At 62.9% G+C, this 21,276-nt stretch carries 25 protein-coding genes; 13 read left to right on the forward strand and 12 right to left on the reverse strand.

What is annotated here, in order from left to right; all coding sequences use genetic code 11:
• Window positions 1–28: 28 nt before the first annotated feature.
• Entirely contained in the window at window positions 29–808 is a 780-nt protein-coding gene (locus tag GRI97_RS05295; RefSeq protein ID WP_161390046.1) for a glutathione S-transferase family protein, read from the forward strand.
• A 161-nt stretch (window positions 809–969) separates the two neighbouring features.
• A complete protein-coding gene (locus GRI97_RS05300) occupies window positions 970–2,349 on the forward strand; it encodes an MFS transporter (RefSeq protein WP_161390047.1) in 1,380 nt (459 codons plus the stop codon).
• Between the two features lie 51 nt (window positions 2,350–2,400).
• Here GRI97_RS05300 and GRI97_RS05305 read toward each other — a convergent pair whose 3' ends face one another.
• The 5 genes from GRI97_RS05305 to GRI97_RS05325 all read right to left on the reverse strand — a co-directional run bounded on the left by GRI97_RS05305 (window position 2,401) and on the right by GRI97_RS05325 (window position 5,885).
• Entirely contained in the window at window positions 2,401–2,598 is a 198-nt protein-coding gene (locus GRI97_RS05305) for a PEP-CTERM sorting domain-containing protein (RefSeq protein WP_161390048.1), read from the reverse strand.
• Between the two features lie 608 nt (window positions 2,599–3,206).
• Window positions 3,207–3,530: a CtrA inhibitor SciP gene (gene sciP / locus GRI97_RS05310; RefSeq protein WP_161390049.1), complete on the reverse strand. Its 324-nt coding sequence runs from the start codon at window positions 3,528–3,530 to the stop codon at window positions 3,207–3,209.
• Window positions 3,531–3,745: 215 nt separating this feature from the next.
• Entirely contained in the window at window positions 3,746–4,258 is a 513-nt protein-coding gene (locus tag GRI97_RS05315) for a hemerythrin domain-containing protein (protein WP_161390050.1), read from the reverse strand.
• 57 nt (window positions 4,259–4,315) lie between these two features.
• Window positions 4,316–4,960 (reverse strand): cysteine hydrolase family protein, encoded by a 645-nt coding sequence (locus GRI97_RS05320; protein WP_161390051.1) that lies wholly within the window; start codon window positions 4,958–4,960, stop codon window positions 4,316–4,318.
• 58 nt (window positions 4,961–5,018) lie between these two features.
• Window positions 5,019–5,885 carry a helix-turn-helix transcriptional regulator gene (locus GRI97_RS05325; RefSeq protein ID WP_161390052.1) on the reverse strand — a complete coding sequence of 289 codons (867 nt, stop codon included), beginning with the start codon at window positions 5,883–5,885 and terminating at the stop codon, window positions 5,019–5,021.
• A gap of 81 nt (window positions 5,886–5,966) precedes the next feature.
• Here GRI97_RS05325 and GRI97_RS05330 point away from each other — a divergent pair, with 81 nt between their 5' ends.
• The 3 genes from GRI97_RS05330 (at window position 5,967) to GRI97_RS05340 (ending at window position 7,466) form a co-directional block, all read left to right on the forward strand.
• Window positions 5,967–6,764, forward strand: coding sequence for a class I SAM-dependent methyltransferase (locus GRI97_RS05330; protein WP_161390053.1), 798 nt, complete (start codon window positions 5,967–5,969; stop codon window positions 6,762–6,764).
• 206 nt (window positions 6,765–6,970) lie between these two features.
• Window positions 6,971–7,240 (forward strand): translation initiation factor IF-1, encoded by a 270-nt coding sequence (gene infA, locus GRI97_RS05335; RefSeq protein ID WP_161390054.1) that lies wholly within the window; start codon window positions 6,971–6,973, stop codon window positions 7,238–7,240.
• A gap of 49 nt (window positions 7,241–7,289) precedes the next feature.
• On the forward strand, window positions 7,290–7,466 hold the full coding sequence (locus tag GRI97_RS05340; protein WP_161390055.1) for a hypothetical protein: 177 nt from the start codon (window positions 7,290–7,292) through the stop codon (window positions 7,464–7,466).
• A 137-nt stretch (window positions 7,467–7,603) separates the two neighbouring features.
• Here GRI97_RS05340 and GRI97_RS05345 read toward each other — a convergent pair whose 3' ends face one another.
• On the reverse strand, window positions 7,604–7,810 hold the full coding sequence (locus GRI97_RS05345) for a cold-shock protein (RefSeq protein ID WP_161390056.1): 207 nt from the start codon (window positions 7,808–7,810) through the stop codon (window positions 7,604–7,606).
• A gap of 214 nt (window positions 7,811–8,024) precedes the next feature.
• Here GRI97_RS05345 and GRI97_RS05350 point away from each other — a divergent pair, with 214 nt between their 5' ends.
• The 4 genes from GRI97_RS05350 (at window position 8,025) to GRI97_RS05365 (ending at window position 13,850) form a co-directional block, all read left to right on the forward strand.
• Window positions 8,025–8,321 carry a hypothetical protein gene (locus tag GRI97_RS05350; RefSeq protein WP_161390057.1) on the forward strand — a complete coding sequence of 99 codons (297 nt, stop codon included), beginning with the start codon at window positions 8,025–8,027 and terminating at the stop codon, window positions 8,319–8,321.
• 250 nt (window positions 8,322–8,571) lie between these two features.
• Entirely contained in the window at window positions 8,572–11,484 is a 2,913-nt protein-coding gene (locus tag GRI97_RS05355) for a TonB-dependent receptor (RefSeq protein WP_161390058.1), read from the forward strand.
• A complete protein-coding gene (locus GRI97_RS05360; RefSeq protein WP_202392583.1) occupies window positions 11,484–13,427 on the forward strand; it encodes a PhoX family protein in 1,944 nt (647 codons plus the stop codon). Before GRI97_RS05355 ends, GRI97_RS05360 begins: the two co-directional genes overlap by 1 nt.
• A 54-nt stretch (window positions 13,428–13,481) precedes the next feature.
• The gene (locus GRI97_RS05365; RefSeq protein ID WP_161390059.1) at window positions 13,482–13,850 is read left to right on the forward strand and encodes a hypothetical protein; all 369 of its coding nucleotides are present in this window, start codon (window positions 13,482–13,484) and stop codon (window positions 13,848–13,850) included.
• A gap of 11 nt (window positions 13,851–13,861) precedes the next feature.
• Here GRI97_RS05365 and GRI97_RS05370 read toward each other — a convergent pair whose 3' ends face one another.
• From GRI97_RS05370 to GRI97_RS05380, 3 genes are all read right to left on the reverse strand, one after another.
• Entirely contained in the window at window positions 13,862–14,041 is a 180-nt protein-coding gene (locus GRI97_RS05370) for a hypothetical protein (protein WP_161390060.1), read from the reverse strand.
• 84 nt (window positions 14,042–14,125) lie between these two features.
• Window positions 14,126–15,370, reverse strand: coding sequence for an NYN domain-containing protein (locus GRI97_RS05375; protein ID WP_161390061.1), 1,245 nt, complete (start codon window positions 15,368–15,370; stop codon window positions 14,126–14,128).
• A 125-nt stretch (window positions 15,371–15,495) separates the two neighbouring features.
• Window positions 15,496–16,062 (reverse strand): TetR/AcrR family transcriptional regulator, encoded by a 567-nt coding sequence (locus tag GRI97_RS05380; RefSeq protein WP_161390062.1) that lies wholly within the window; start codon window positions 16,060–16,062, stop codon window positions 15,496–15,498.
• A 109-nt stretch (window positions 16,063–16,171) separates the two neighbouring features.
• On the opposite strand from GRI97_RS05380, the gene GRI97_RS05385 reads away from it, so the two are divergent.
• Both GRI97_RS05385 and GRI97_RS05390 read left to right on the forward strand, forming a co-directional pair.
• A complete protein-coding gene (locus GRI97_RS05385) occupies window positions 16,172–16,978 on the forward strand; it encodes an SDR family NAD(P)-dependent oxidoreductase (RefSeq protein ID WP_202392584.1) in 807 nt (268 codons plus the stop codon).
• Between the two features lie 30 nt (window positions 16,979–17,008).
• Entirely contained in the window at window positions 17,009–18,085 is a 1,077-nt protein-coding gene (locus GRI97_RS05390) for an alkene reductase (protein ID WP_161390063.1), read from the forward strand.
• 46 nt (window positions 18,086–18,131) lie between these two features.
• Here GRI97_RS05390 and GRI97_RS05395 read toward each other — a convergent pair whose 3' ends face one another.
• The gene (locus tag GRI97_RS05395) at window positions 18,132–19,049 is read right to left on the reverse strand and encodes a LysR family transcriptional regulator (protein WP_202392585.1); all 918 of its coding nucleotides are present in this window, start codon (window positions 19,047–19,049) and stop codon (window positions 18,132–18,134) included.
• 107 nt (window positions 19,050–19,156) lie between these two features.
• Between GRI97_RS05395 and GRI97_RS05400 the strand changes: the two genes are divergently transcribed.
• Window positions 19,157–19,636 carry a carboxymuconolactone decarboxylase family protein gene (locus GRI97_RS05400; protein ID WP_161390064.1) on the forward strand — a complete coding sequence of 160 codons (480 nt, stop codon included), beginning with the start codon at window positions 19,157–19,159 and terminating at the stop codon, window positions 19,634–19,636.
• 22 nt (window positions 19,637–19,658) lie between these two features.
• On the forward strand, window positions 19,659–20,276 hold the full coding sequence (locus tag GRI97_RS05405; RefSeq protein WP_161390065.1) for an FMN-dependent NADH-azoreductase: 618 nt from the start codon (window positions 19,659–19,661) through the stop codon (window positions 20,274–20,276).
• Between the two features lie 28 nt (window positions 20,277–20,304).
• On the opposite strand, the gene GRI97_RS05410 is transcribed toward GRI97_RS05405, so the two are convergent.
• Together GRI97_RS05410 and GRI97_RS05415 are read right to left on the reverse strand one after the other, a co-directional pair.
• Window positions 20,305–20,793: an Rrf2 family transcriptional regulator gene (locus GRI97_RS05410; RefSeq protein ID WP_161390066.1), complete on the reverse strand. Its 489-nt coding sequence runs from the start codon at window positions 20,791–20,793 to the stop codon at window positions 20,305–20,307.
• 76 nt (window positions 20,794–20,869) lie between these two features.
• A complete protein-coding gene (locus GRI97_RS05415; RefSeq protein ID WP_161390067.1) occupies window positions 20,870–21,208 on the reverse strand; it encodes a hypothetical protein in 339 nt (112 codons plus the stop codon).
• Between the last annotated feature and the right edge of the window lie 68 nt (window positions 21,209–21,276).

The following is a 21,276-nucleotide window of genomic DNA, read 5'->3' on the forward strand; positions in this document are numbered from 1 at the left end:
GCCCACCAGGGTATGGAGAGAGTTCGGCATGCTTACACTCTACAGTTTCGGTCCCGGCGCAAATTCGCTCAAGCCTCTGCTGACGCTGTATGAGAAGCAGCTGGATTTCACCCCGCGCTTCCTCGATCCGCGCCAGTTCGAACAGCATGCGGACTGGTACAAGGCGATCAATCCGCGCGGCCAGGTGCCGGCGCTCGATCACGATAGCAACATCGTCACCGAATCCACCGTGATCTGCGAATATCTGGAAGATGTGTTCCCGGATGCGCTGACTTCCGATGGCGCCCCGCTGCGCCCGGCCGATCCCTATCAGGTGGCGCAGATGCGGGTGTGGACCAAATGGGTCGATGAATATTTCTGCTGGTGCGTCTCCACAATCGGCTGGGCCTTCGGCATTCGCGATATCGCCCGGCAGATGAGCGATCAGGAATTCGAAGACCATCTCAAGAATGTCCCGATCCCCGAACAGCAGGTCAAATGGCGCCGCGCCCGCGACGGTTTCCCGCAGGACATTCTGGACGAGGAATTCCGCAAGGTGCGCGTCTCGGTCGAACGGCTGGAACAAACGCTCAGCCGGCAGGATTACCTGCTCGAAGGCGGCTACAGCCTGGCCGACATCTGCAATTTCGCCATCGCCAATGGCATGAACCGCGAAGGCGGATATTTCGCCGATTTCGTCAACCCCACCGATACGCCGGGCCTGATCGCCTGGCTGCAACGGATCAACGAGCGACCCGCCGTCCAACGCATGTTTGCGCAAAGCCGGTCGGAGTTCAGCCGTCCGCAGGCCGCAACCCAGTCGGCCTGACGGGCGCACGACCCCGGGCGGGCGACAGTGCTCCGTTTGTCCGCCCGGGATCGTCAATTCGGCTGACCCCTCCAGCAGAGAGGGATGCAGCCAAGGGATTAGGATGACCCACCACCCGCGACCGGCGCAGTATGGCGCCGGCGCAGAGGAAAGGCATTGCCATGGCCCCGTCGCCTCCAGCCACTGCTGACCAGCCGCAGTTCGAATCGGATTTCTCCTTCCGCAAGATCCGGCTGGCCACGATCATTTCGATCACCAATCTGTTCGCCAGCAGCCTGCTCGCCTTTGGCGCGATCACGCTGGTGAACATCCCGATGACAAGCGAATTCGGCTGGAGCCAGGCGCAATTCAGCTGGGCGACCAGCGCCATGCTCTGGTCCGGGGCGGTCTTCATGCCGCTGTTCGGCTTTCTCATAGACCGGATCGGGGTGCGGCCCATTGTGATCCTGGGCACGGCGGCGGTCGGGCTGACCACGCTGGCCATGGGTTTCCAGACCGGGGAGTTGTGGCAATTCTATCTGCTGTTCGGCGTGCTCGGTCTCTTCGGCAGCACGGCGATGGGCTATACCAAGGTGCTGGGCGCGCTGTTCACCCAGCATCGCGACAAGGCGCTGGCGCTGCTAGGGGTGGAATCGACGCTGGCCATGGCCACGCTGCCGCCGCTGCTCAACTGGCTGATCAGCGATTATGGCTGGCGCACCATGTTCATCACCTGCGGCTGCCTGGTGCTGTTGTTGCTGCCGCTGATCTGGTTCACGCTGGATGAACCCGGCGAAATCGGCAGCGAACGCCGCCTGTTCCGCCGCCGTGACCGATCCGCTTCGCCCGATCAACCGCCCGCCGCTGCTGCCGCTTCCGCCGCCTTGCCCGGCCTGACCGTGCCGGAGGTGCTGCGCTGTCGCATCTATTGGGTGGTGGTCGCCGCCACCGTGCTGGGTGTGGCCCCGCGCAACGGGCTGATGCCCTTCCTTGTGCCCATGCTGCAGGAAAAGGGCTTCACCCAGTCCGATGCTGCCACTTACATGAGCCTTTCGGCGCTGATCGCCCCGCTTGGCACGCTGGCGGTGGGCTGGGCGCTGGATCGGTCGCGGCGCGGTCGGGTGGCGGCCCCTTTCACGATGATATCCTTCGCCGGCACGCTGGCCTTTCTGTTCGCGTCGATGAGTGTGGGCGCCTGGCCGCTGCTGATGGTGGCGGTTGCCTGCAGCGGCTTTGCCTTCGGCACGGTCCGCCCGATCGGCAGCTATCTGCACATCCGTTATTTCGGGCTCAAATCCTTCGGCTTCTACACTGGGCTGGAAAACTGCCTGCTGGCGCTGGGCATGGGTGCGGCTCCGCCGATCGTTGCCGCCATGCGCGACAGCAGCGGCGATTACACCAGCGGTTATGTCATGATGCTGGTGGCGCTGGCGATGGCCACTGGATTGTACTGGCTGCTCGGCAGCTATCGCTATCCGGCCGATATCGGCGCGGTTCCGATCGTTCCGGTGGAAAGCGCGGCAGAAAGCCAGCCGCCGCATGGTGCGCGGCTGCCGGCCTGAGGAAGGGACATCGCTGCCCGCACAGGGCAGGCGGCGATGTCCGGCCAGCGATCAGGAACGGTTCTTCCGGCTGCGGCGAAGCAGGGCAACGCTTACCAGGCCGGCGCCGAACAGGGCCAGCATGCCGGGCTCTGGCACGCGGACGGGCAGCGGCGGCTTCGTATTGGCGACTTGCGCCTGCGCCGGGCCCGAAACGGCCACAGTGGCGGCAGTGGCAAGAGACAGAGCGATCAAACAATTGCGGATCATGATATGTTACACCTCCTGTTGATGTAATCTCCGTTATTCAAAACCTGTGCCAATTGCGAATTTTGGCGATTTTAATTGGATACAATTGTAAATCATCTCTGTGTTTGTAAGTTGTTCCGACATGGCTGGCCGGAAATGCCGAAGGTGTTTTTTACAAATTGATCGCCAAAGCTTCATGGGTACCGGCTGGCTGCAGCTGGAAGCATGTCGCGATTCAATCTTCCGCCGTTGCGGCCATGCCCGGCATCCGTTCGTCATGTGCCTCCACGCTGCAACAAAACTGGCGCAGCTTGGCTGCTCATCAGGAACGAAATGCCTGTAAAAGCTTTGTTAACCGCAGCTGCATCGGTCGCAGCGCACGAGGAAATTCATGAGTTTGCATCACCACGGTGCCAGTATGCGCCACAAGATCTCGCCACAGTCGGACACGCGAATCTCTGACGCATCGACTGCGCAAGACAGTCATACCCACCTTTCGGGGCAGGAATTGCGCCGCCTGGTCGCGGCGATGGTGGATTGAAACAATTCCTCTGGCAATCAGCGCCAGACAGACATGAAAAAGCCCGCCGGAATCTCCAGCGGGCCAACCCATTCAACTGATATGGCGATCAGACGGCGGGCGTCAGCAGGGCGATCGGCCGTTGCTGTTCCGCTTGTCGTGCGCGAAATTCCTGCAGATCGCGCACCCGCAATCCGCGCAGACCGGATCGCTCGACATGGCGCTGCCAACTGTTGAATTCTTCCCGCGTCAGGCTGTAGCGCATCATCGCTTCCTCGACGGTGAGCAGGCCGCCGGTCACGGCGTAGACCACCTCCGCCTTCCGGCGCACGACCCAACGTATGGTGTCGGCCGGCGGCAAATCGTCCAGTCCCATCGCCTCTCCGCAAGGGCCCATCACTTGCAGCGGCTGGGTCTCCTCAATCTGTGACATATTGTAAAACTTCCCTCAGCGACCCGGGTATTTTGTGCGACCTTTATGCCATCTGGCTGACGCGTAATGGTTAGTTTTCGGTAAAGTTCCACCGTTAACGCGGCAAAACGCGTTACAAATACGGTTAACGTGTAAAAACCTACGCATTGCGCCTTGTCATATGCTGCTCCGATGGGGGGCAGCGCCGGCCAGGGGAAAACCGGCGCTGCCCGCGGTCATGCCATTACCAGGTTGACCGCAGTCGGTACGGCGACCGGCAGACCATTGGCCTTGGCCTCCGCCATCAGTTCCTGCTTGCGGGCCAGCATCTGGTCCCCCAGCTGTTTCAGATCGACATCGGCCTTGCGGCATTGGGCAAACATGCCTTCGCCGCGGGCTTCTTCTTCATGAACATGGTGCTTGATCTCTTCGGACAGCACCTTGACCTTGGCGTCATAGAAATCGTCGGCGGGCGATCCGGCTTCGATATCGTTGATCAGCACCTTGGCGCCATCATGTTCGACATAGGCTTCGTCCAGCAGATCATCTTCGATCTTGCCACGAAACGCCGGATAGAAAATCTCTTCCTCGATCGCGGTATGAATTTTCAGTTCGGTGCAGATCTGCTGGGCCAGGCGCTGCTTGGCCGTGTCGGATTTGCTGTTTTCGAACTTCTCGAACAGGTCTTCCACTGTCCGATGATCAGCCTTCAGCAGGGCGATCGCATCGGAATAGGTTTCCTTCGTCATGATCCTGATCCTCAATTCATGGGGTTTGAAATCGGGAGTGTTGGATGGGCAGTCGCTTCATGGCGGCATGGCAGCCTCCGAAGAACGCTGGCGCTGGCGGCTGGCGGCCCATTCCGCCAATGTCAGGGCGGGGGTCGCCCGGGTTTCGGCGCTCATGCCGCGGCGGACAATGCCGAGTGCGGATCTTTCCCGGGCGGGGTTGATCGCTGCGGTCGCGTCCTGCGGCACCCACAGTCCATAATCGCGCATATAGGCGTCGGCCGCGGTGAAGAGGATGCACATGTCCGTCGCGATGCCGGTCAACACCAGATCGCGCACGCCCAGCTTGGGCAGCAGCACGGGCAGATTGGTGGCGTAGAAGCCGGAATACTGCGGTTTGATGACGAAATAATCGCCATCGCGCGGGGCGATGCGGTCCACCACAGGGTTGCCCGTCTTGCGCGCGCGCTTCACCAGTTGCGAGGCTTCGGAATGCCATTCGCCGAAATTGTCGTTCACATAGATCACGGGGTGGCCGGCGGCATCGGCCTGATCGCGCAGATGCAGTATGGGGCCGCATGCATCTTCAGCCCGTGCCTTCAACTTCTCGCCTTCGTCGAAATCGAAACAGTTGATCATGTCGATGATGATCAGCGCCGCCCCATCGGCCGGGGCATCGCGGCTGGGGGCGGTGGGCGCATCATGGTCGTTTGCTGCGGGCATGATAAATCCGACAAAGGCCTGCCGGGGGAATGGTTCCACTGCGTGTGATTGCCAAATGTTAACCCGTATTGCCCGGGGCGTGCTGCCGCCCTCCATCGGCTCTGCTGGCCCTCTCATCCGGCTGCGGTCGGCCGGGCGGCAGCTCTGCCTGCACCGGCACCAGCACCACCAGCTTGTAGTCGCGCCGCTCGGCCGGGTTCAGCGTGTGCTGGCGATAGGTCAGCCGACCATCGGCCGGGTGATCGAACAGCCGCTCCCCGCCTTCACGCGCCAGCACGCTTTGTGCCTCCCACTCTTCGTCGAACAAGGGAGATTGCGTGCGCAGATCATCCACCAGCGCGGTGAAGCGCGGATCGTCCCTCAGCCGGGCGGCATCGGCACGGAATTCGGCCAGCAGGCGGCGGGCGCGATTGTCCCAGTCGGGTATCAGGGCTCGTGCCGATGCTGCGGTGAAGGTGTAGCGCAGCAGATTGGCCTGCGGGCAGCCCTCTCCTCCCAGCCAGTCGCCGAACAGATGCGCCGCCGCCGCGTTCCAGCAGCAGGCGTTCCACAGGGGATCCAGCCCATAGGCCGGGTGGGGCAGGGCCTGCACTAACGCGCTGATCGCTTCCGGTGCCTGGTGGGCAAGGGGGCTGGGCGGGGCCTGCGGATCGCGGCGTCCGGCCAGTTCGAACAGATAGGCCCGCTCGGCCGCCGTCAGCACCAGCGCATCGGCCAGCCTGCCCAGCGTGGCCGGCGCGATGGCGATCGGCCGGCCCTGTTCGATCCAGGCGCACCAGGTGACCCCGATCCCGGCGCGCTGCGCCAGCTCTTCCCGCCGCAGGCCGGGCGTGCGGCGACGGCGCAACGGGCCCTCGGGCGCAATGCGTTCGCGGTGGGATCGGATGAACCGGCCCAGCAGGCGGCGCTGATCGTCTGTTTCCATGGTGGCATTTATAACAGGATAAGATAGTCCATTGTAACAGGTTATGGACTGCGCTCTGTCCTTGGCGAAAGGAACAGTCTGATGAACCAAACGCCATCCCGCCCCCCGTCCCATGATCAGAAGGTCGACAGCCAGTTCGGTGCGCAGGCGCAGGCCTATATCGACAGCGCCGTCCACGCCGGTGGCGATGATCTCGACGCGGTGGAGGCACTGGCTGCGGATCGGCAGCCCGCCCATGCGGTGGATCTGGGCACCGGCGGCGGCCATGTCGCCTGGCGGCTGGCGCGCCATGCCCGGCGGGTCAGTGCGATCGATCTGTCCCCGGCGATGGTGGCGGCGGTGGAGTCAGCGGCGGCGCAGCGCGGGCTGGGCAATATCACCGGCGTGGTGGCCCCGGCCGAGCGCATTCCGCTGGATGATGGCAGCACCGATCTGCTGGCCTGCCGCTTCTCAACCCATCACTGGCGCGATGTCGATGCCGGCTTGCGGGAAGCGCGGCGCATCCTGCAGCCCGGTGCCACGGCGATCTTCATCGATGTAGTCTCCCCCGGCTACGCGCCGTTCGACACCCATCTGCAGGCACTGGAACTGCTGCGCGATCCTTCCCACGTGCGCAATTACACACCAGCCGAATGGGCCTCGGCCCTGGCGCGCGCCGGTTTCCGCCTGCGCGCCACGCAGACGCGGCGGTTGCGGATGGATTATGCCAGCTGGGTGGACCGCATGCGCACGCCGGAGGTTCATCGTGCGGCGATCCTGTCGCTGCAACAACATGCCGCTGCCGAAACCGCCCGCTATTTTGCGATCGAGGCCAATGGATCCTTCACGCTGGACACGCTGCAACTGGAAGTGACCGCCTGTCGCGCGCGGTCGGCATGAAGGGGAAAACGCAGTTTGCGGCGGACAAGCATTGAAAAACGTCAGGCACTCGATTATATCGCGCGTGCCTGACGTCGCTAGCGACGGAATTTGATACGGGTCCCCTGACGGGCCTTCCCGATTTCGCCTTCCAATCCATGATGCCTGGCTCCGCTGCGCGCGAGAATGCGCTGCTGCTTTTCCGGTCGTGTGAGAAAGGACCAAACTTGGCGAAAGAAGAACTGCTGACCATGGAAGGCCACATCGACGAAATCTACCCTGACGGGCGATTTGGTGTGATGCTGGACAATGACCATCGGATCATCGCCTATACTGCCGGCAAGATGCGCAAATTCCGCATTCGTTCGGTGGTTGGTGACCGGGTGCATGTCGAAATGACACCCTATGATCTGAGCAAGGGACGCATCATCTTCCGCGAACGGACCCCGGGCACAGGCCCCGCACCCAGGAAGGGTGGCAGCGGCTTCAGGCGCTGATCAATCGATAAACTCGGCCGCGCACAGGGCGCGGCCGCCAAAGGAATACATGAACTTTCACAATACCGGTGCCATCGCGCACCCTTCAGTACCGCATATCATTCATCATATCGGCATGGCGCTGCGCAACAGCACGCCCATGGCGCCCCGGGCCGCAAAGACCGCCCCCTGCGCCGTTCTGTCCAGACAGGAACTGCAGCGTCTCGTCGCTGCCATGATCGACTAACATCGATTGTCCCGGGTTGCGGACCCGGGAACTTCCCCCCAAAACATTCCTGCCGAAAATCCGGGAACATCGTTCCAGGAATTCAGGCAAAAAAATACCGGGGGCGGCAAGCCACCCCCGGCATCGGAATCATCGGATCACAGTGCGACCAGATTGACAGCCGATTCCTTGCCATTGCGGCCGGTTTCGACTTCATAGGAAAGGCGCTGTTCCTTCTGCAGGGTGCGCAGGCCGGCGGCCTGGACTGCAGTGATGTGAACGAAGCTGTCCGCGCCGCCATCTTCGGGCGCGATAAAGCCATAACCTTTGTCTTCATTGAAAAATTTAACGGTACCTACGGGCATGACTGGCTTCCTTTCAGGAAACGGAGACTCCCGGTCGCGACATTGCGATCCGGGCTGCGTCGTGTCTTGAATGGGAAGGAAGTCGTCGCGATCGGGTTGTGGAAACCAGTGTTCCAGCCGTCTCGCACTGGCGAAGTCCGTAGCAAATTCAACGTGCGCGGGATCGTGTCTATCACGCTTGGGCCGGACTGCCTAAGCAATCCGGCGATCCATAGTGGGTTACACCCAGTTCTTCCCGCAACAGGCGAATGCGATCGGCATAATGATGCGCGCGATCCATGCTGGCGGCCCTGCCGATGGCGCAGGGATCGTGCTGGGCATCGATCAGGGCCAACTGATGATGGGCAAGAAGCTGATTCAGATCCATCGGCGTCCTCCATCGGCGCTGGATTGGCTGTTCTTCCGCATCCACCATACCGCGATGGCGAGGCGCGCATCCTTGGCAGCAAAGATGCGATCATATCCGCGCAGCCCCAGCTTGCACGATAAAATTCACAAACAAATGATCTGATTGTGAACGATTATCATACATGGTTAAACCGGGTGCAAAAACGCCGTCCCGAAACTGCAACACTTTGCGCCTAGCGGGCGGGGCACAGTCTGCCGGCAACTTTCGACGCGCGGCCCGGAATGCTTCCCTGCCCATAGCTGGCGGTGGCGGGCAAAGCGGCGCGAACCAGGGCTCAGAGGCTGCCATCCAACACACTGCGGTTCTGCCGCACAGCCGCTCTGACGCTCGCGTCGGGGTCAGGGGGAAAATCATGCCGGCGTCTTCCAACACTGTTTTTCGTTTCACCGTCCGTCTCATGCTCGGTGTGGCGCTGCCCGTGATCGGGGTGGCTGCTGCGCCTGCTGCCGTGATGGCGCAAACCGGTTCAGCCGTACTGACCGGGCAGGTCGCGCTGGCCGATGGCGGCGCGCTGCTGACCGGCGCCACGGTCACCATCATCGAAACCGGCGACACCGCCGTCACCAATGATCAGGGCCTCTATCGTTTCGGCAATGTCGTGCCGGGCGAATACACGCTGCGGATCGATTACATTGGTCTGCCGGTCAACACGGTGCCCGTCACCCTGACGGCCGGTGCCGAACTGCGCCGCGACATCGCCATGAACCCGCAGACTGCCCAGGCATCGGGCGGGAATGTCATCCTCGTCAGCGGTCAGCGCGGCGCGCAGGCCAAGGCGCTGAATGAACAGCGTGCAGCCGACAACACCCGCAATGTCGTCTCCGCCGATCAGGCCGGTCGCTTCCCCGATTTCAACGCGGCAGAGGCGCTGCGCCGCGTGCCGGGCGTTTCCGTCCAGCGTGAAGTGGATGCGGGCGAAGGGCGCTACATCTCGATCCGTGGTCTCGATAGCGGGCTCAACAGCACGCAGATCAACGGCATGAACGCCGCGCAGCCGGAAAAGGAAAACCGCCGCGTTCCGCTCGACATGATCCAGACGAGCGCGCTGTCCTCCATCACCGTGCACAAGACCCTCTCGCCCGAACAGGATGCAGACGGGATCGGCGGCGCGGTGGTGCTCGAAACCGCAACCGCCTTCGATTACCGCAAGCCGGTGATGGATTTCACTGCCGCCGGTTTCTACCACGATCTGGCCGGTGAAGTGGCGCCGCAGGTGCAGGGCACGCTGGCCACGCGCTTCGGCCCGGATCAGCAGTTCGGTGTGCTGGTGTCGGGCGCCTGGTCGAAACGCAAGACGCGCGGCTTCGTCTTCTATCAGGATGAAGACTATCTGCGCCTGGATGAAGAGGATGCAAGCGCGGGCGTGACCCCGCTGCAGTATCACCTGACCCGCTATGACAATGAACGCGAAAACATCTCCGCCAATCTGGCGCTCAACTGGGCGGTCAGCGGCAGCACCGAACTCACCTTCAAGGGCAGCTTCAACCGTCTGTTCGATCAGGAACTGTCCAACGCGCTCTATTTCGAAGGCGGCACGGAAGATTACGACGATGCCGGCCAACTGATCCTGACCGAACCGGGCAGCGCCAACATCTTCAACCAGTATGAAGAAACCATCCTGACGCAGCAGAGCTATGTGCTGAGCGGCGTCACCCGCAGCGGCGCGGTCACGCTGGATTACGGCCTCGGCTATTCGACCGGCAAGCGCGAAGAACCCTTCGACAATGAAGTGGCCTTCACCAAATCGCTCGACAGCAATCTGTTCGACTATGATTTCTCCGGCGCCTTCCCGGTGCCCAATCTCAGCGCGGCGGATCTCGCGGCGATCGCCGATCCCGATGGCTATGTGCTGGGTTACAACGACATCGATATCGACGATTCCAAGAACACCCGTTACGCCGGCCACCTCAACATCGCCTATGAACCGGCCGGTTCCTGGCTGCGGATGGTCAAGGGCGGCATCAAGGTTGAGCGGTCACGCCGCGTGCTGTTCGAAGGCAATGTAATGGAACTCACCGGCCCGCTGACGCTGGGCCAGTTCGGCACCGGGCCGCTGGTGGATACCAGCGTGGTCGGCGCACCCTATGCTCCTTATCTGTCGCTCAACATCGCCAATCTGATGAATTGGCGCAATTATTCGCAGGGGCTGATCGACGCCAATCCCGAAGATTATGTGAACGAATATCTCGACGGCGGCTCGATCCCGCTCGATGAAGACAGCTACACCAGCGATGAGGATATCTACGCTGGCTACATCATGGCCAAGGGCGTGTGGGGCGGCCTGGAAGTGATCGGCGGCCTGCGTGTGGATCACACCCGCGTCTCGTCCGACAATTACGAGCTGCTTGAATTGGAAGGCGAAGATCCGGTCTACAACAAGGTCAAGGGCACGGCCAATTACACCAATGTCCTGCCGCGCCTGCAGCTGAACTATCGCGCAACCCCGGACTTCGTGGTGCGCGGCGCCTTCTACACCTCGATCGCCCGGCCCGAACCGCTCTACATCTCGGGCGCGACCGAGATTTCCGAAGACAATGGCATGGTCGATATCACCGTCGGCAATCCGGGGCTCAAGCCCGCCTTCGCCTACAATTTCGATCTCAGCGTCGAACGCTATTTCGGTTCGGTCGGGCTGATCTCGGGCGGGCTGTTCTTCAAGAAGATCGACAAGTTCATCTTCTCCGGCATCTCCCCGGAAACCGAGGGCGATCGCGAACGCTTCGAAAACGATCCGCGCCTCGCCGGCCGCGAAATCGATGATGTCATCACCTACACCAATGGCAAGAGCGCGGAAATCTACGGCCTGGAACTCAATGTCGTGCGCCAGTTCCCCGAACTGCCGGGCGCCTTGGGCGGGCTGGGCGTCTATGCCAATGCCACCTTCCAGCGCAGCAATGCCGACGCCGGTATCGAAGGATTGGAAGACGGCGATTTCTTCAACGCCCCGGAAACCATCGTCACCGCCGCGCTGACCTATCAGAAATACGGCATCGAAGGCACGCTGGCCTATGGTTGGCGGGACAGTCAGGCGGTCCGCTATTCCAGCTATGACGTGCGCATCGTCGAAGAACCCTATGGCTCGCTCGACGCGCAGCTGCGCTATGCCATCACGCCCCAGCTGAAGCTGTTTGTCAATGCGGTGGACCTGCTCAACAATGGCCGCGATCCCATCGTCGATGAACGCTATGGCGCCCGCAGCCAATATCTGGAAGGCGCGACCTACACCGGCCGCACCGTCACCTTCGGGATCAATGCGTCGCTCTGATGTCGGACAAGGACGACAGCATCGGTTACTGGCCCGCCTTTGTCGGCAATGACAAGGGCGGGCAAACCCCCGCTCGCCCGCGCGGAAACAGCCCGCCGATGTCGGCGCTGCTGTCCCGCCGCGCGCTGCTGATGCGCACTGCATGCGCAGGTGGCGCGTTGCTGTGCGCGGGCAGCGCGTACTCCGGCGTGGCCCACGCGGCCTCCGAAACCGCCGGCCAGCCGTTCGAATTCGACGAAATTGCCTTGGAACCCCGCGCCGGCGATCGCCTCCCCATCGGCTACACCAGGCAGGTCGTCATCCGCTGGGGCGACCCGCTGTTTGCCGATGCCCCGGCCTTCGATGTCGCCCGACTAAGCCCGGCCACTGCCCGGCGGCAGTTCGGCATCAACAATGATTACACCGCCTTCCTTCCGCTGCCGCTGGGTTCGGGCAGCAGCGACCATGGCCTGCTGGTGGTCAACCACGAATATCCCAATCCGCAGCTGATGTTCCCCGGCCTTGATGTGGCCGGTCTGGCGGAAAATATCACGCGCGATCAGGTGGATATCTGCATCGCCGCCTGCGGTGTCTCCGTGGTGGAGGTGCAGCGCGACGCCGCCGGGCAATGGGGCGTGGTGCAGGGCGGGGCCTACAACCGTCGCATCACCGCCGACACCCCGATCCGCATTTCCGGCCCCGCCGCCGGCCATCCCAGGCTGCGCACCGCTGCCGATCCCGCCGGGCTTTGGGCGCTGGGCACGCATGACAATTGCAACGGCGGCCGCACCCCCTGGGGCACGGTGCTCACCTGTGAGGAAGGATCGGCCGATTTCTTCGCCGGCCACGTCGACCGCCATCCCGACCGCGCGCTGATGGAACGCAGCCATTACGAAGACTCGGCCCATGGCCGCTATGGCTGGGCGCGGTTCCACGAACACTTTGATTTTGATCGACATCCCAATGAACCCAACCGGTTCGAATGGGTGGTGGAAATCGATCCGTTCGATCCGGAGGCACCCCCGGTCAAGCGCACCGCGCTGGGCCGTTTTGCCCACGAGGGCGCCCATTGCGCCTTGGCCGCCGATGGCCGGGTGGTCGTCTATCTGGGCGATGATTACGAATTCGAATATTGCTACCGCTTCACCAGCCAACGCCCGGTCGACATGCAGAACCGGGCGGCCAATCGCGATTTGCTGGACGATGGCGTGCTGGCCGTGGCGCGCTTCGATGGCGATGGCACGGTCCACTGGCTGCCGCTGATCTGGGGGCAGGGCCCGCTGACCCCGGAAAATGGCTTTGCAAATCAGGGTGATGTGCTGATCGAAACCCGCCGCGCGGCCGATCTACTCGGCGCCACGCCGATGGATTCGCCCGAAGGCTTCGAACCCAATCCCGTCACCGGCCATGTCTATATCGCACTGACCGGCAATGGCGACCGCACCGAACCCAATCCCGCCAATCCGCGTGCCGCCAACAATCACGGGCACATCCTGGAAATGATCCCGCCCAACGGCGCCAATGGTCAGCCCGATCATGGCGCGGACAGCTTCGCCTGGGATGTGTTCATCCTCTGCGGCGATCCGAAAAATCCGCAGGATCAGGCGCAATTTCATGCCGATACCAGCCGCCAGGGCTGGTTTGTGGAGCCCGACAATATCGGCTTCGATCCCGCCGGGCGGCTGTGGGTCTGCAGCGACGGGCCCGGCATTCGCGGGCATGACGGGCTGTGGGTGATGGACACCACTGGGCCGAAACGCGGCCTGCCCCGGCTGTTCTACAACCCGCCGATCCAGTCCGAATGCTGCAGCCCGGCCTTCACCCCCGATGGACAGACGCTGTTCCTGTCGATCCAGCACCCTTCCGAACGCGCCGCCAATCTGGCCGAAGTTCTGACCGGCTGGCCCGATTTCGCCCCCGGCCAGCCGCCGAGGCCGGCGGTGATTGCGATCGTGCGCGGATAGGCGCGCCTGCGATCAAACCTTGCGTCCGGTACAATCTCCCGCATGGAGCAAGGCATGAGTGAAAAGAACGATGCCACCAGCGCGTGGAACGGCGAACAGGTTCGCCAGTGGCTGCAGAGCCGGTTCGAAGCCGCGCGGCTGGATCAGGCGGCGGCGGATCGGCGCGGCTATACGGCGCAGGATGATTACGACCTTGCGGCGGCCGAGGAATGGGTGTGCCGCACGTTGAAGTCTGCCCCATGCACCAATGATCAGGCCGCCCTTGCGGCGCGGATCAAGGAACTGATTTCGCAGGACGATTACCGCCTGTCCGGCGTCAATGATGATCGCCGCTGCGAACGATACATCCGCGCCAATCTGCGCAAACTGGCCAAGATGACCAAGGCGAATGAAGGCTTCGGAAACCTGCTGCGCTATCAATAAAAAGCCAGGGTTCAGCGCAGCTTGGCGATCGACAGCCCGTCCGCCTTGGCCCGATCCTTCACCGATTCTTCGCTGCGCGTCAGCGCCTTTGCGATGGCTTTCAGCGCCATGCCCTTCTTCGCCAGAGTGTGCAGCTTCTGCACTTCATCCTGGCGCCAGGGCTGGCGATGCCGTTCGAATTTTTCAGCCATCGTCGTACCTTAAGCAGAGGTCCCGATCAGCGGAACCTTGATGGGGGCGGGCTCGACAGTCTGTGTCAGCCGCCCCCGCCCATTTCAATCGATCAGTTCCAGCCCCAGCCAGTCGGCCAGCGTGTCTTCTTCCTCGGGCGTGACCGGGCTGCCCAGGGCTGCCGTCCGGTCCAGCAGGGCATTGAAGAAAGCGATGCTGAGCTGGTCTGCGGTCGGCGCAGTCTTGCCATCCAGGCGCACCCCGCCAAACTGGCAGCCGCGCACGACATAGCTGACCGTTCCGCGCGGCACGTCGATGCCATGGTCCTGCGCCAGCTTCTCGCTGACCCAGCGCGTTACCTCTTCATCGTCGGCATGGTCCTGTTCGGCATAGAGCGCCAGCGTGTCGAACAGCGGCGACCAGTCATCCTTCGCCAGCCGCGGAAAATCGAGCGCCCGCATTAGCAGGGCGATGGTCTCGGGCACATCGGCGGCCGGCGGGCTGGCGGTCGGGGCGGGGGGCTGATGCTTTGCATCGTTCCACAGATGGTGCTGCGACAGCTTGATATCGGGCAATTCCAGCACCGCCACGGCAGCGGAAAAGCTCTTGTGCCCAAACCATTCGGAACGCTTGGCATTGGGGCACACCCGCGCCGCTTCGAAGGCGAGGGAGGCGAGGTTGAGCGGCCCGGTCGCTTCGTCATAACGCTGCCGGATCAATTCGGCGAAACGCTGCTGTTCTTCCTCCGAGACCGTGGCCGCCGAACCGTTCGCGCCGTCGAAATCATCGACCGCATCGGTGCCCGCATCGCTGTGCAGGATCGCAGTCATGGCATCGAAATCGACGATCTGATCGGCAATGGCTGTATAGGCGGAGGCAAGATAGCTGGGCGAAACCACCGCGATCCGCCGGTCGGCCGCGCGTATCCGCTGCAGCAGCGGGGTGAAGTCCGCGTCCCCCGATCCCAGCACGAATTCATCGAACTGGGTCTTGTGGTTCAGCAGATCCATCACATCCAGCACGATGCGGATATCGGCCGCATTCTTGCCCTGCCGCGTCACCACCGGGCAATCGATCACCTCAAACCCCGCGCGCACCAGCCCGGGCCGGAAGCGGGAGAAATAGAGCCGCTCGGTACGATCGGCGGTGGCATGCACATAGCCGGCGGGATTGAGATAGCAGCGGGTCACCAGCCAGCGGCGCGGTTCGCCGGTCAGATGGCTGTTCGCCAGCGCCTGCAACCATTCACCCGGTTCGGAGGCGAAGCGCATCGCCGCCTCCCGATCAACCTCCCACAAGGCGATGAAGAGATTGTCGAAATCGATCAGCAGGGCGGTTCTGGTGGGCAAATGCAGGCTCCGGCAAAAGGCCAAAGGCCTGTTTTAAGGGGTGATTGGCCGGTGTCATAGCGAAAGCTGGCGACGCTGGGAATGCAGGCTGGACGGCCGTGATTTCTGGCGGCCAATTTGTTTGCCTAGACCCCCGGCGTTTGTTCGATGGCGCCGTTTTCCGCGATCCAGCGGCGGGTCTCGCTCAGCAATTCCTGGGACAGCGCCGGATCATCGACCGAACGGGCCAGGATCAGCGCGCCAACCATGGCGGACCAGCTGCCAATGGCGGCGCGACGGCGTTCCGCTGCATCGCCGCCAAGGGTGACCGCCGCCAGCCGTTCGATCTGGGCGGAGAGTTGCTGGGCCATGGCTGCGCGCGCTTCAGGCGATTGGTCGCGCATCAACCCGGCCAGGGCGGCGGTGGCGCAGCCGAGTTCGGGATGGTCGCGATGGGTCTCGCACAGATAGGTGTCGATCCAGGAACCAAGGCATTCGGCGGCCGATTTCTCCTTGTCCGCATGGCAAATCGCCTGCGCGATCAGATCGTCCTTGGACCGGAAATAGCCGTAGAAGCCACCATGGGTCAGGCCGGCGGCCTTCATCACCTCGGCCACGCTGACCGCGCCAAAGCCCTTTTCGCGGAACAGCCGCCCGGCTTCCGAAAGGATGCGGTCGCGGTTCTGGGCCACCTGTTCGCGGCTCACTTTCATGGCAATTTTTCCCTGCCGGTACACATTGACTTATTCATGATGGCCATCATATTCCGGCCATTGATGATGGTTGTCATGAATATAGTGACCCCCAGGGAAAGAGCAATCCATGAGCGAAAACACCAATTTGTCCGCCACTCCGGCCGTTCTTGTCACAGGCGCTTCCACTGGCATCGGTGCCGTCTATGCCCAGCGTTTTGCCCGTCGCGGGCATGATCTGGTGCTGGTCGCCCGCAATGTGGAACGCATGGAGGCGCTGGCCGCCACGCTGCGCGCCGAACATGGCGTCGCGGTCGATATCCTGCCGGCCGATCTCTCCAATCCGGTGCAGCGGGCGGCGGTGGAAACGCGGCTGCGTGAAGATACGCAGATCGGCATTCTGGTGAACAATGCCGGTGCCAGCCTGCCGGGTACCTTCCTCGATCAGCCGGCGGATGACATCGAGCGGCTGATCGCGCTCAATGTCACCGCACCCACCCGGCTGGCGCATGCGATCGCCCCGCGCCTGGCCGCGCAGGGCAGCGGCGCGATCATCAATGTCGGTTCGGTCGTCGGCCTCGCCCCCGAATTCGGCATGGCCGCCTATGGCGCGACGAAATCCTTCATCCTCCATCTCTCGCAGGCGCTGAACCTCCAACTGGGCGCGCAAGGCGTGCATGTGCAGGCCGTGCTGCCAGCGGCAACCCGCACCGAAATCTGGGGCCATTCGGGAATCGATGTCGAAACCGTGCAGGGCGTGATGGAGGTGGAAGACCTCGTCGATGCGGCGCTGGCCGGGTTCGATCAGGGCGAGCCTGTGACCATTCCGCCGCTGCATGATGGCGCCCAGTGGGATGGTTTCGAAGCGGCACGCCAGACGATGGCGCCCGGTTTCGCCCAGTCCCAGCCGGCCCCGCGTTATCGCCAAACGGCCTGATCCATTCCCCCATTTTGAAGGACGATTCTCATGACCGACAACACCATTCTCTTTTCCGCTTACGAACTCGGCGCCACGCCGCTGGCCAATCGCGTGGTGATGGCCCCGCTGACCCGCAACCGCGCCGGCCCCGGCCTGGTGCCCAGCGAACATGCTGCCGAATATTACGCCCAGCGTGCCGGCGCCGGGCTGATCATCGCCGAGGCAACGCAGGTGTCCAAGCAGGGGCAGGGCTATCAGGACACGCCCGGTCTCTACACCGATGAACAGGTGGCCGGCTGGCGCAAGGTGACCGATGCCGTGCATGCGAAGGGCGGGCGGATCTTCGTGCAGCTGTGGCATGTCGGCCGGATCAGCCATGTCGATCTGCTCGACGGGCAGGCACCGGTGGCCCCCTCGGCCATCCGGGCCGAAACCAAGACCTTCGTGAACAATGGTTTCCACGATGTTTCCGAACCCCGCGCGCTGGAACTGGACGAGATCCCCGGCATCATCGAGGATTTCCGCCGCGCCGCCGCCAATGCCATCGCCGCCGGTTTTGACGGGGTGGAGGTGCATGGCGCCAATGGCTATCTGCTCGACCAGTTTGCCAAGGATGGCGCCAACCACCGCACCGATGCCTATGGCGGATCGGTCGAAAACCGCGCGCGGCTGATGATCGAGGTGACCGCCGCCGTGGCGCAGGAAATCGGCGCCAACCGCACCGGCGTGCGCCTGTCCCCCGCATCCCCGGCCAATGCCATTTCCACCAGCGATCCGCAGGCGCAGTTCGATTACATCGTGGCGCAGCTCGATGCGCTGGACATCGCCTATATCCATGTGATCGAGGGCGCGACCGGCGGCCCGCGCGATGTGGAATTCGATTTCGACGCCCTGCGCCGGGCATTTCGCAACAGCTACATCGCCAACAATGGCTATGATCGCGGGCTGGCCGATGCCCGGCTAGCGGATGGCAAGGCCGATCTGATCGCCTTCGGCCGCCCCTTCATCGCCAACCCCGATCTGGTCGAGCGGCTGAAGACCGGCGCCCCGCTGGCAGAGATCGATCAGGCCACCCTCTATGGCGGCGGCGCGGCAGGCTACACCGATTACCCCACCGTCGGGTGATTATAGGCGAACGGCCGGCTCAGCGATCTATCCGCTCGCTTGCCGTTCATCGCTCCGCTCGCATGGCTTTATCCCGCGCAATGGCATCGATCAGGAAATCCAGCACCGCCCGCACGCGCGGCGCCATATTGCGGCGGGAGGGGTAGACGGCGACGATCGGCAGGCGCGCGGGCGGATATCCAGGCATCAGCGGGACCAACTGCCCGGCGGCGATCGCGGGTTCTGCCAGAATGTGCGACAGCAGCGTCACGCCTGCCCCCGCCAGCGCCGCGCGATAGACGGCCACGGCATTGTCCGACCGCAGCCGGGGGCGCAATTCCACCACGTGATCACGCGAGCCATCGGAAAATGTCCAGCGGCTGCCGCGCCCGCCGCGATCATAACAGATACAGTCATGATTGCTGAGCGCGGCCGGGGTGTCGGGGCCAGGGCGCCGGGCCAGATAGGCGGGTGAAGCCACCAAATAGGCGGTAGTCCAGCCGATCCGGCGGCTGACCAGGCTGCTGTCCACCGCCGGGCCCAGCCGTATTTCCAGATCGATGCCATCCTCGATCAGATCGGATGGGTGATCCCGCAGCAGCAGTTCGATATCCAGCAGGGGGTTTTGGTCCAGCAGTGCGCTGATCCTATCGCTGAGATAGAGGCCCAGCGGTGTCGGCACACTCAACCGCACGCGCCCGCGTACCGGTGATCCGGGGTTGCCGACTGTTTCCCCCAGGCTTTCAACCGCTTCCAGCACCTGCAGCGCCACGGGCAAAGTGCGTTCGCCGTCCGCCGTCAACGACAGGCCGCTGGTCGTGCGGTGGAACAGTCGGATGGCGTAGTGATCTTCCAATCCGGCGATCTGCCGGGACACGCTGGACTGGGTCAGCCCCAGATCAAGCGCGGCGGCAGAGAAGGATCCCGTTTCCGCCACCCGCAGGAAGCTCCTGATCGCCACCACCAGATCCATGCCGCCCTCCATTCCCGTTTTGCATAGGCCTTATGCGCGCTGCGCAGGCTGATCGCCCTGTTCAATTAAAACGCGGACATTTAATATCCGGGTTATCGAACAAAGGAAAGGACCAAGCCATGAGCCAGCGCATCAATTTCGCGTCTCAATCCCCGGAACTGTTCAAGAAGCTGATCGACCTGGGCGGAGCGGCCAAGGCCGGCACGGTGGAGCAGCGGACGCTGACGCTGATCGATATCCGTGTTTCGCAGCTGAATGGCTGCGCCTTCTGCCTGGACATGCATGTGAAGGAGGCGAAGATCCAAGGGGAACGCGATCTGCGGGTCCACCATGTGGCGATCTGGCGGGAATCGCCCTTGTTCGAACCGCGCGAACGGGCGGCGCTGGCCTGGGCCGAGGCGCTGACGCAGATCGGGCCTGACGGCGTTTCGGACGAAACCTACGCCCATGTGCGCGGCCAGTTTTCGGAAAAGGAGATCACCGATCTCACCTATGCGGTGATGACCATCAACGCCTGGAACCGGCTGAATATCGCCTTCCGCGCGGTGCCGGGATCGGCCGACCGGATGTTCGGCCTGGACAAGGCGCAGTTGGCCTGAGCGCCGGAGAAGGAGAGACGACATGGCATCCATATTGCTGATCAGCGCCAGCCCTTATGGCGCGGATTCGCGCGGTCATCGGCTGGCGGATCAGGCGGTCGCCAATCTGATCGCCGCTGATCCGTCCATGCAGTTGAAGCGGCGTGACCTGACCGTCTTGCCCGAACCGGTGCTGGCGCGCGGCTATGCCGACGCGGTGGTGGGTGGTCACGCCCATGATGTGCCGGCCTTCACGCTGTCGGAAGAACTGATTGCGGAGATCGAACAGGCGGACCGGATGATCATCGCCACGCCGATGCACAATTTCACCGTGCCGGCCGCGCTGAAGCTGTGGATCGATCAGGTGTTGCGGATCGGGCGCAGTTTCGTGCCGCAGGATGGGTGGAAAGTCGGTATTCTTGCCGACCGGCCCACGCTGATCGTGATCACCAGCGGCGGGCGGATCACCGGGGCCGACGCGCGGCAGCCCGATCATCTGACTGGCTATCTGGTCGATGTGCTGGCCACTATCGGCATCCGCGACATCCGCTTCATCTATCTGGAAGGACTGGTGCACGCCGATCGGGCTGAAGCGATCGTTGCCGCGGCGCAGGACACACTGGCAGCCGATCCGGTTTTCGGCAGCCCAGTTCCTGCCTGATGCGAATGGCTGGACCGGTCACGCTTGCTCAGCGCGCCCGGTCCAGCACCCATTTCTCGGACGCTGCCAGCAGTTCGCGGGATAGATCGTCATTCAGCGTTGCTGCCAGCCCTGCCAGATTGACCCCGGCCAGTGATGCACGCCAGGCGGCATCGGCATCCCACATCACCCGCGCCACGGCGCAGGGCTTGTCATCGCACTGGTCCGCCGGGCGGCAGGGGTTGTTGGCGCGGATATTCGCGCATTGGAACGTTGATCGCCGCCCTTCGACCGCCTCCACCACATCCAGGAACGACAATTCGCCGGCTGGGCGGGCCAGGCGATAGCCGCCGGCAACCCCGGCTGTGGTATGAACCACCCCGGCCTGCGACAGGCTTTGCAACGCCTTGGACAGGTATTCCTTGGGCACCCCGTGGAATTCGGCCAGCGCCTTGGCCGACAGATGCCGGTCGGGTGGCAACATGCCCAGGATCGCACAGCAATGCAGTGCCCATTCAACCTGCGATTTCAGCTGCATGATCGGTTCCTGCGGTGAAATGCGGATAATAACTATCCGCTTTGTATTTCGCAAGCTGCGCAGCTTAGGGGCAGGATCAGCGCTTCTTGCTGACCATGGCGGCGTTGAAATCCGGGTCCTTCTTCGCGACCCAGTCCACGAAGCTGCGGACCTTGGGATTGTCCAGCAGGCCTTCCACATTCATCCCGTGGCGCTGCAGTTCGGAATTGGTGAAATTGGCCATCACCGTCGCCTGACACACCGGATGCATCGCCACCACATCGCGCCCGCCTCGGCTCTTGGGTACAGGGTGATGCCAGACCACATTCTTGCCCATCGGCCGCCCGCACAGCCAGCAGGGCGGGATTTCCTGCGGGGCTTCGTCCTCTTCGGGCAGATCCTCATAGCGATCATGTTTGGATTTCTTGCGTGCCATGGGTCTGCCTGTGAGATGAAAATTGCTGCGCCCGCTTAGAGAGTGAGGGGGCGGAAGGCCACAGGGCT

This window comes from Croceibacterium xixiisoli (genome assembly GCF_009827305.1).
GTDB classification, from domain to species: Bacteria; Pseudomonadota; Alphaproteobacteria; order Sphingomonadales; family Sphingomonadaceae; genus Croceibacterium_C; species Croceibacterium_C xixiisoli.

Excerpts from the sequence above, each read along its gene's own strand:
- GRI97_RS05295 (WP_161390046.1), top strand. The coding sequence starts at position 29 with ATGCTTACACTCTACAGTTTCGGTCCCGGCGCAAATTCGCTCAAGCCT.
- GRI97_RS05300 (WP_161390047.1), top strand. The coding sequence starts at position 970 with ATGGCCCCGTCGCCTCCAGCCACTGCTGACCAGCCGCAGTTCGAATCG.
- GRI97_RS05305 (WP_161390048.1), bottom strand. The coding sequence starts at position 2,598 with ATGATCCGCAATTGTTTGATCGCTCTGTCTCTTGCCACTGCCGCCACT.
- sciP (WP_161390049.1), bottom strand. The coding sequence starts at position 3,530 with ATGTCACAGATTGAGGAGACCCAGCCGCTGCAAGTGATGGGCCCTTGC.
- GRI97_RS05315 (WP_161390050.1), bottom strand. The coding sequence starts at position 4,258 with ATGACGAAGGAAACCTATTCCGATGCGATCGCCCTGCTGAAGGCTGAT.
- GRI97_RS05320 (WP_161390051.1), bottom strand. The coding sequence starts at position 4,960 with ATGCCCGCAGCAAACGACCATGATGCGCCCACCGCCCCCAGCCGCGAT.
- GRI97_RS05325 (WP_161390052.1), bottom strand. The coding sequence starts at position 5,885 with ATGGAAACAGACGATCAGCGCCGCCTGCTGGGCCGGTTCATCCGATCC.
- GRI97_RS05330 (WP_161390053.1), top strand. The coding sequence starts at position 5,967 with ATGAACCAAACGCCATCCCGCCCCCCGTCCCATGATCAGAAGGTCGAC.
- GRI97_RS05340 (WP_161390055.1), top strand. The coding sequence starts at position 7,290 with ATGAACTTTCACAATACCGGTGCCATCGCGCACCCTTCAGTACCGCAT.
- GRI97_RS05345 (WP_161390056.1), bottom strand. The coding sequence starts at position 7,810 with ATGCCCGTAGGTACCGTTAAATTTTTCAATGAAGACAAAGGTTATGGC.
- GRI97_RS05355 (WP_161390058.1), top strand. The coding sequence starts at position 8,572 with ATGCCGGCGTCTTCCAACACTGTTTTTCGTTTCACCGTCCGTCTCATG.
- GRI97_RS05360 (WP_202392583.1), top strand. The coding sequence starts at position 11,484 with ATGTCGGACAAGGACGACAGCATCGGTTACTGGCCCGCCTTTGTCGGC.
- GRI97_RS05365 (WP_161390059.1), top strand. The coding sequence starts at position 13,482 with ATGAGTGAAAAGAACGATGCCACCAGCGCGTGGAACGGCGAACAGGTT.
- GRI97_RS05370 (WP_161390060.1), bottom strand. The coding sequence starts at position 14,041 with ATGGCTGAAAAATTCGAACGGCATCGCCAGCCCTGGCGCCAGGATGAA.
- GRI97_RS05380 (WP_161390062.1), bottom strand. The coding sequence starts at position 16,062 with ATGAAAGTGAGCCGCGAACAGGTGGCCCAGAACCGCGACCGCATCCTT.
- GRI97_RS05385 (WP_202392584.1), top strand. The coding sequence starts at position 16,172 with ATGAGCGAAAACACCAATTTGTCCGCCACTCCGGCCGTTCTTGTCACA.
- GRI97_RS05390 (WP_161390063.1), top strand. The coding sequence starts at position 17,009 with ATGACCGACAACACCATTCTCTTTTCCGCTTACGAACTCGGCGCCACG.
- GRI97_RS05395 (WP_202392585.1), bottom strand. The coding sequence starts at position 19,049 with ATGGAGGGCGGCATGGATCTGGTGGTGGCGATCAGGAGCTTCCTGCGG.
- GRI97_RS05400 (WP_161390064.1), top strand. The coding sequence starts at position 19,157 with ATGAGCCAGCGCATCAATTTCGCGTCTCAATCCCCGGAACTGTTCAAG.
- GRI97_RS05405 (WP_161390065.1), top strand. The coding sequence starts at position 19,659 with ATGGCATCCATATTGCTGATCAGCGCCAGCCCTTATGGCGCGGATTCG.
- GRI97_RS05410 (WP_161390066.1), bottom strand. The coding sequence starts at position 20,793 with ATGCAGCTGAAATCGCAGGTTGAATGGGCACTGCATTGCTGTGCGATC.
- GRI97_RS05415 (WP_161390067.1), bottom strand. The coding sequence starts at position 21,208 with ATGGCACGCAAGAAATCCAAACATGATCGCTATGAGGATCTGCCCGAA.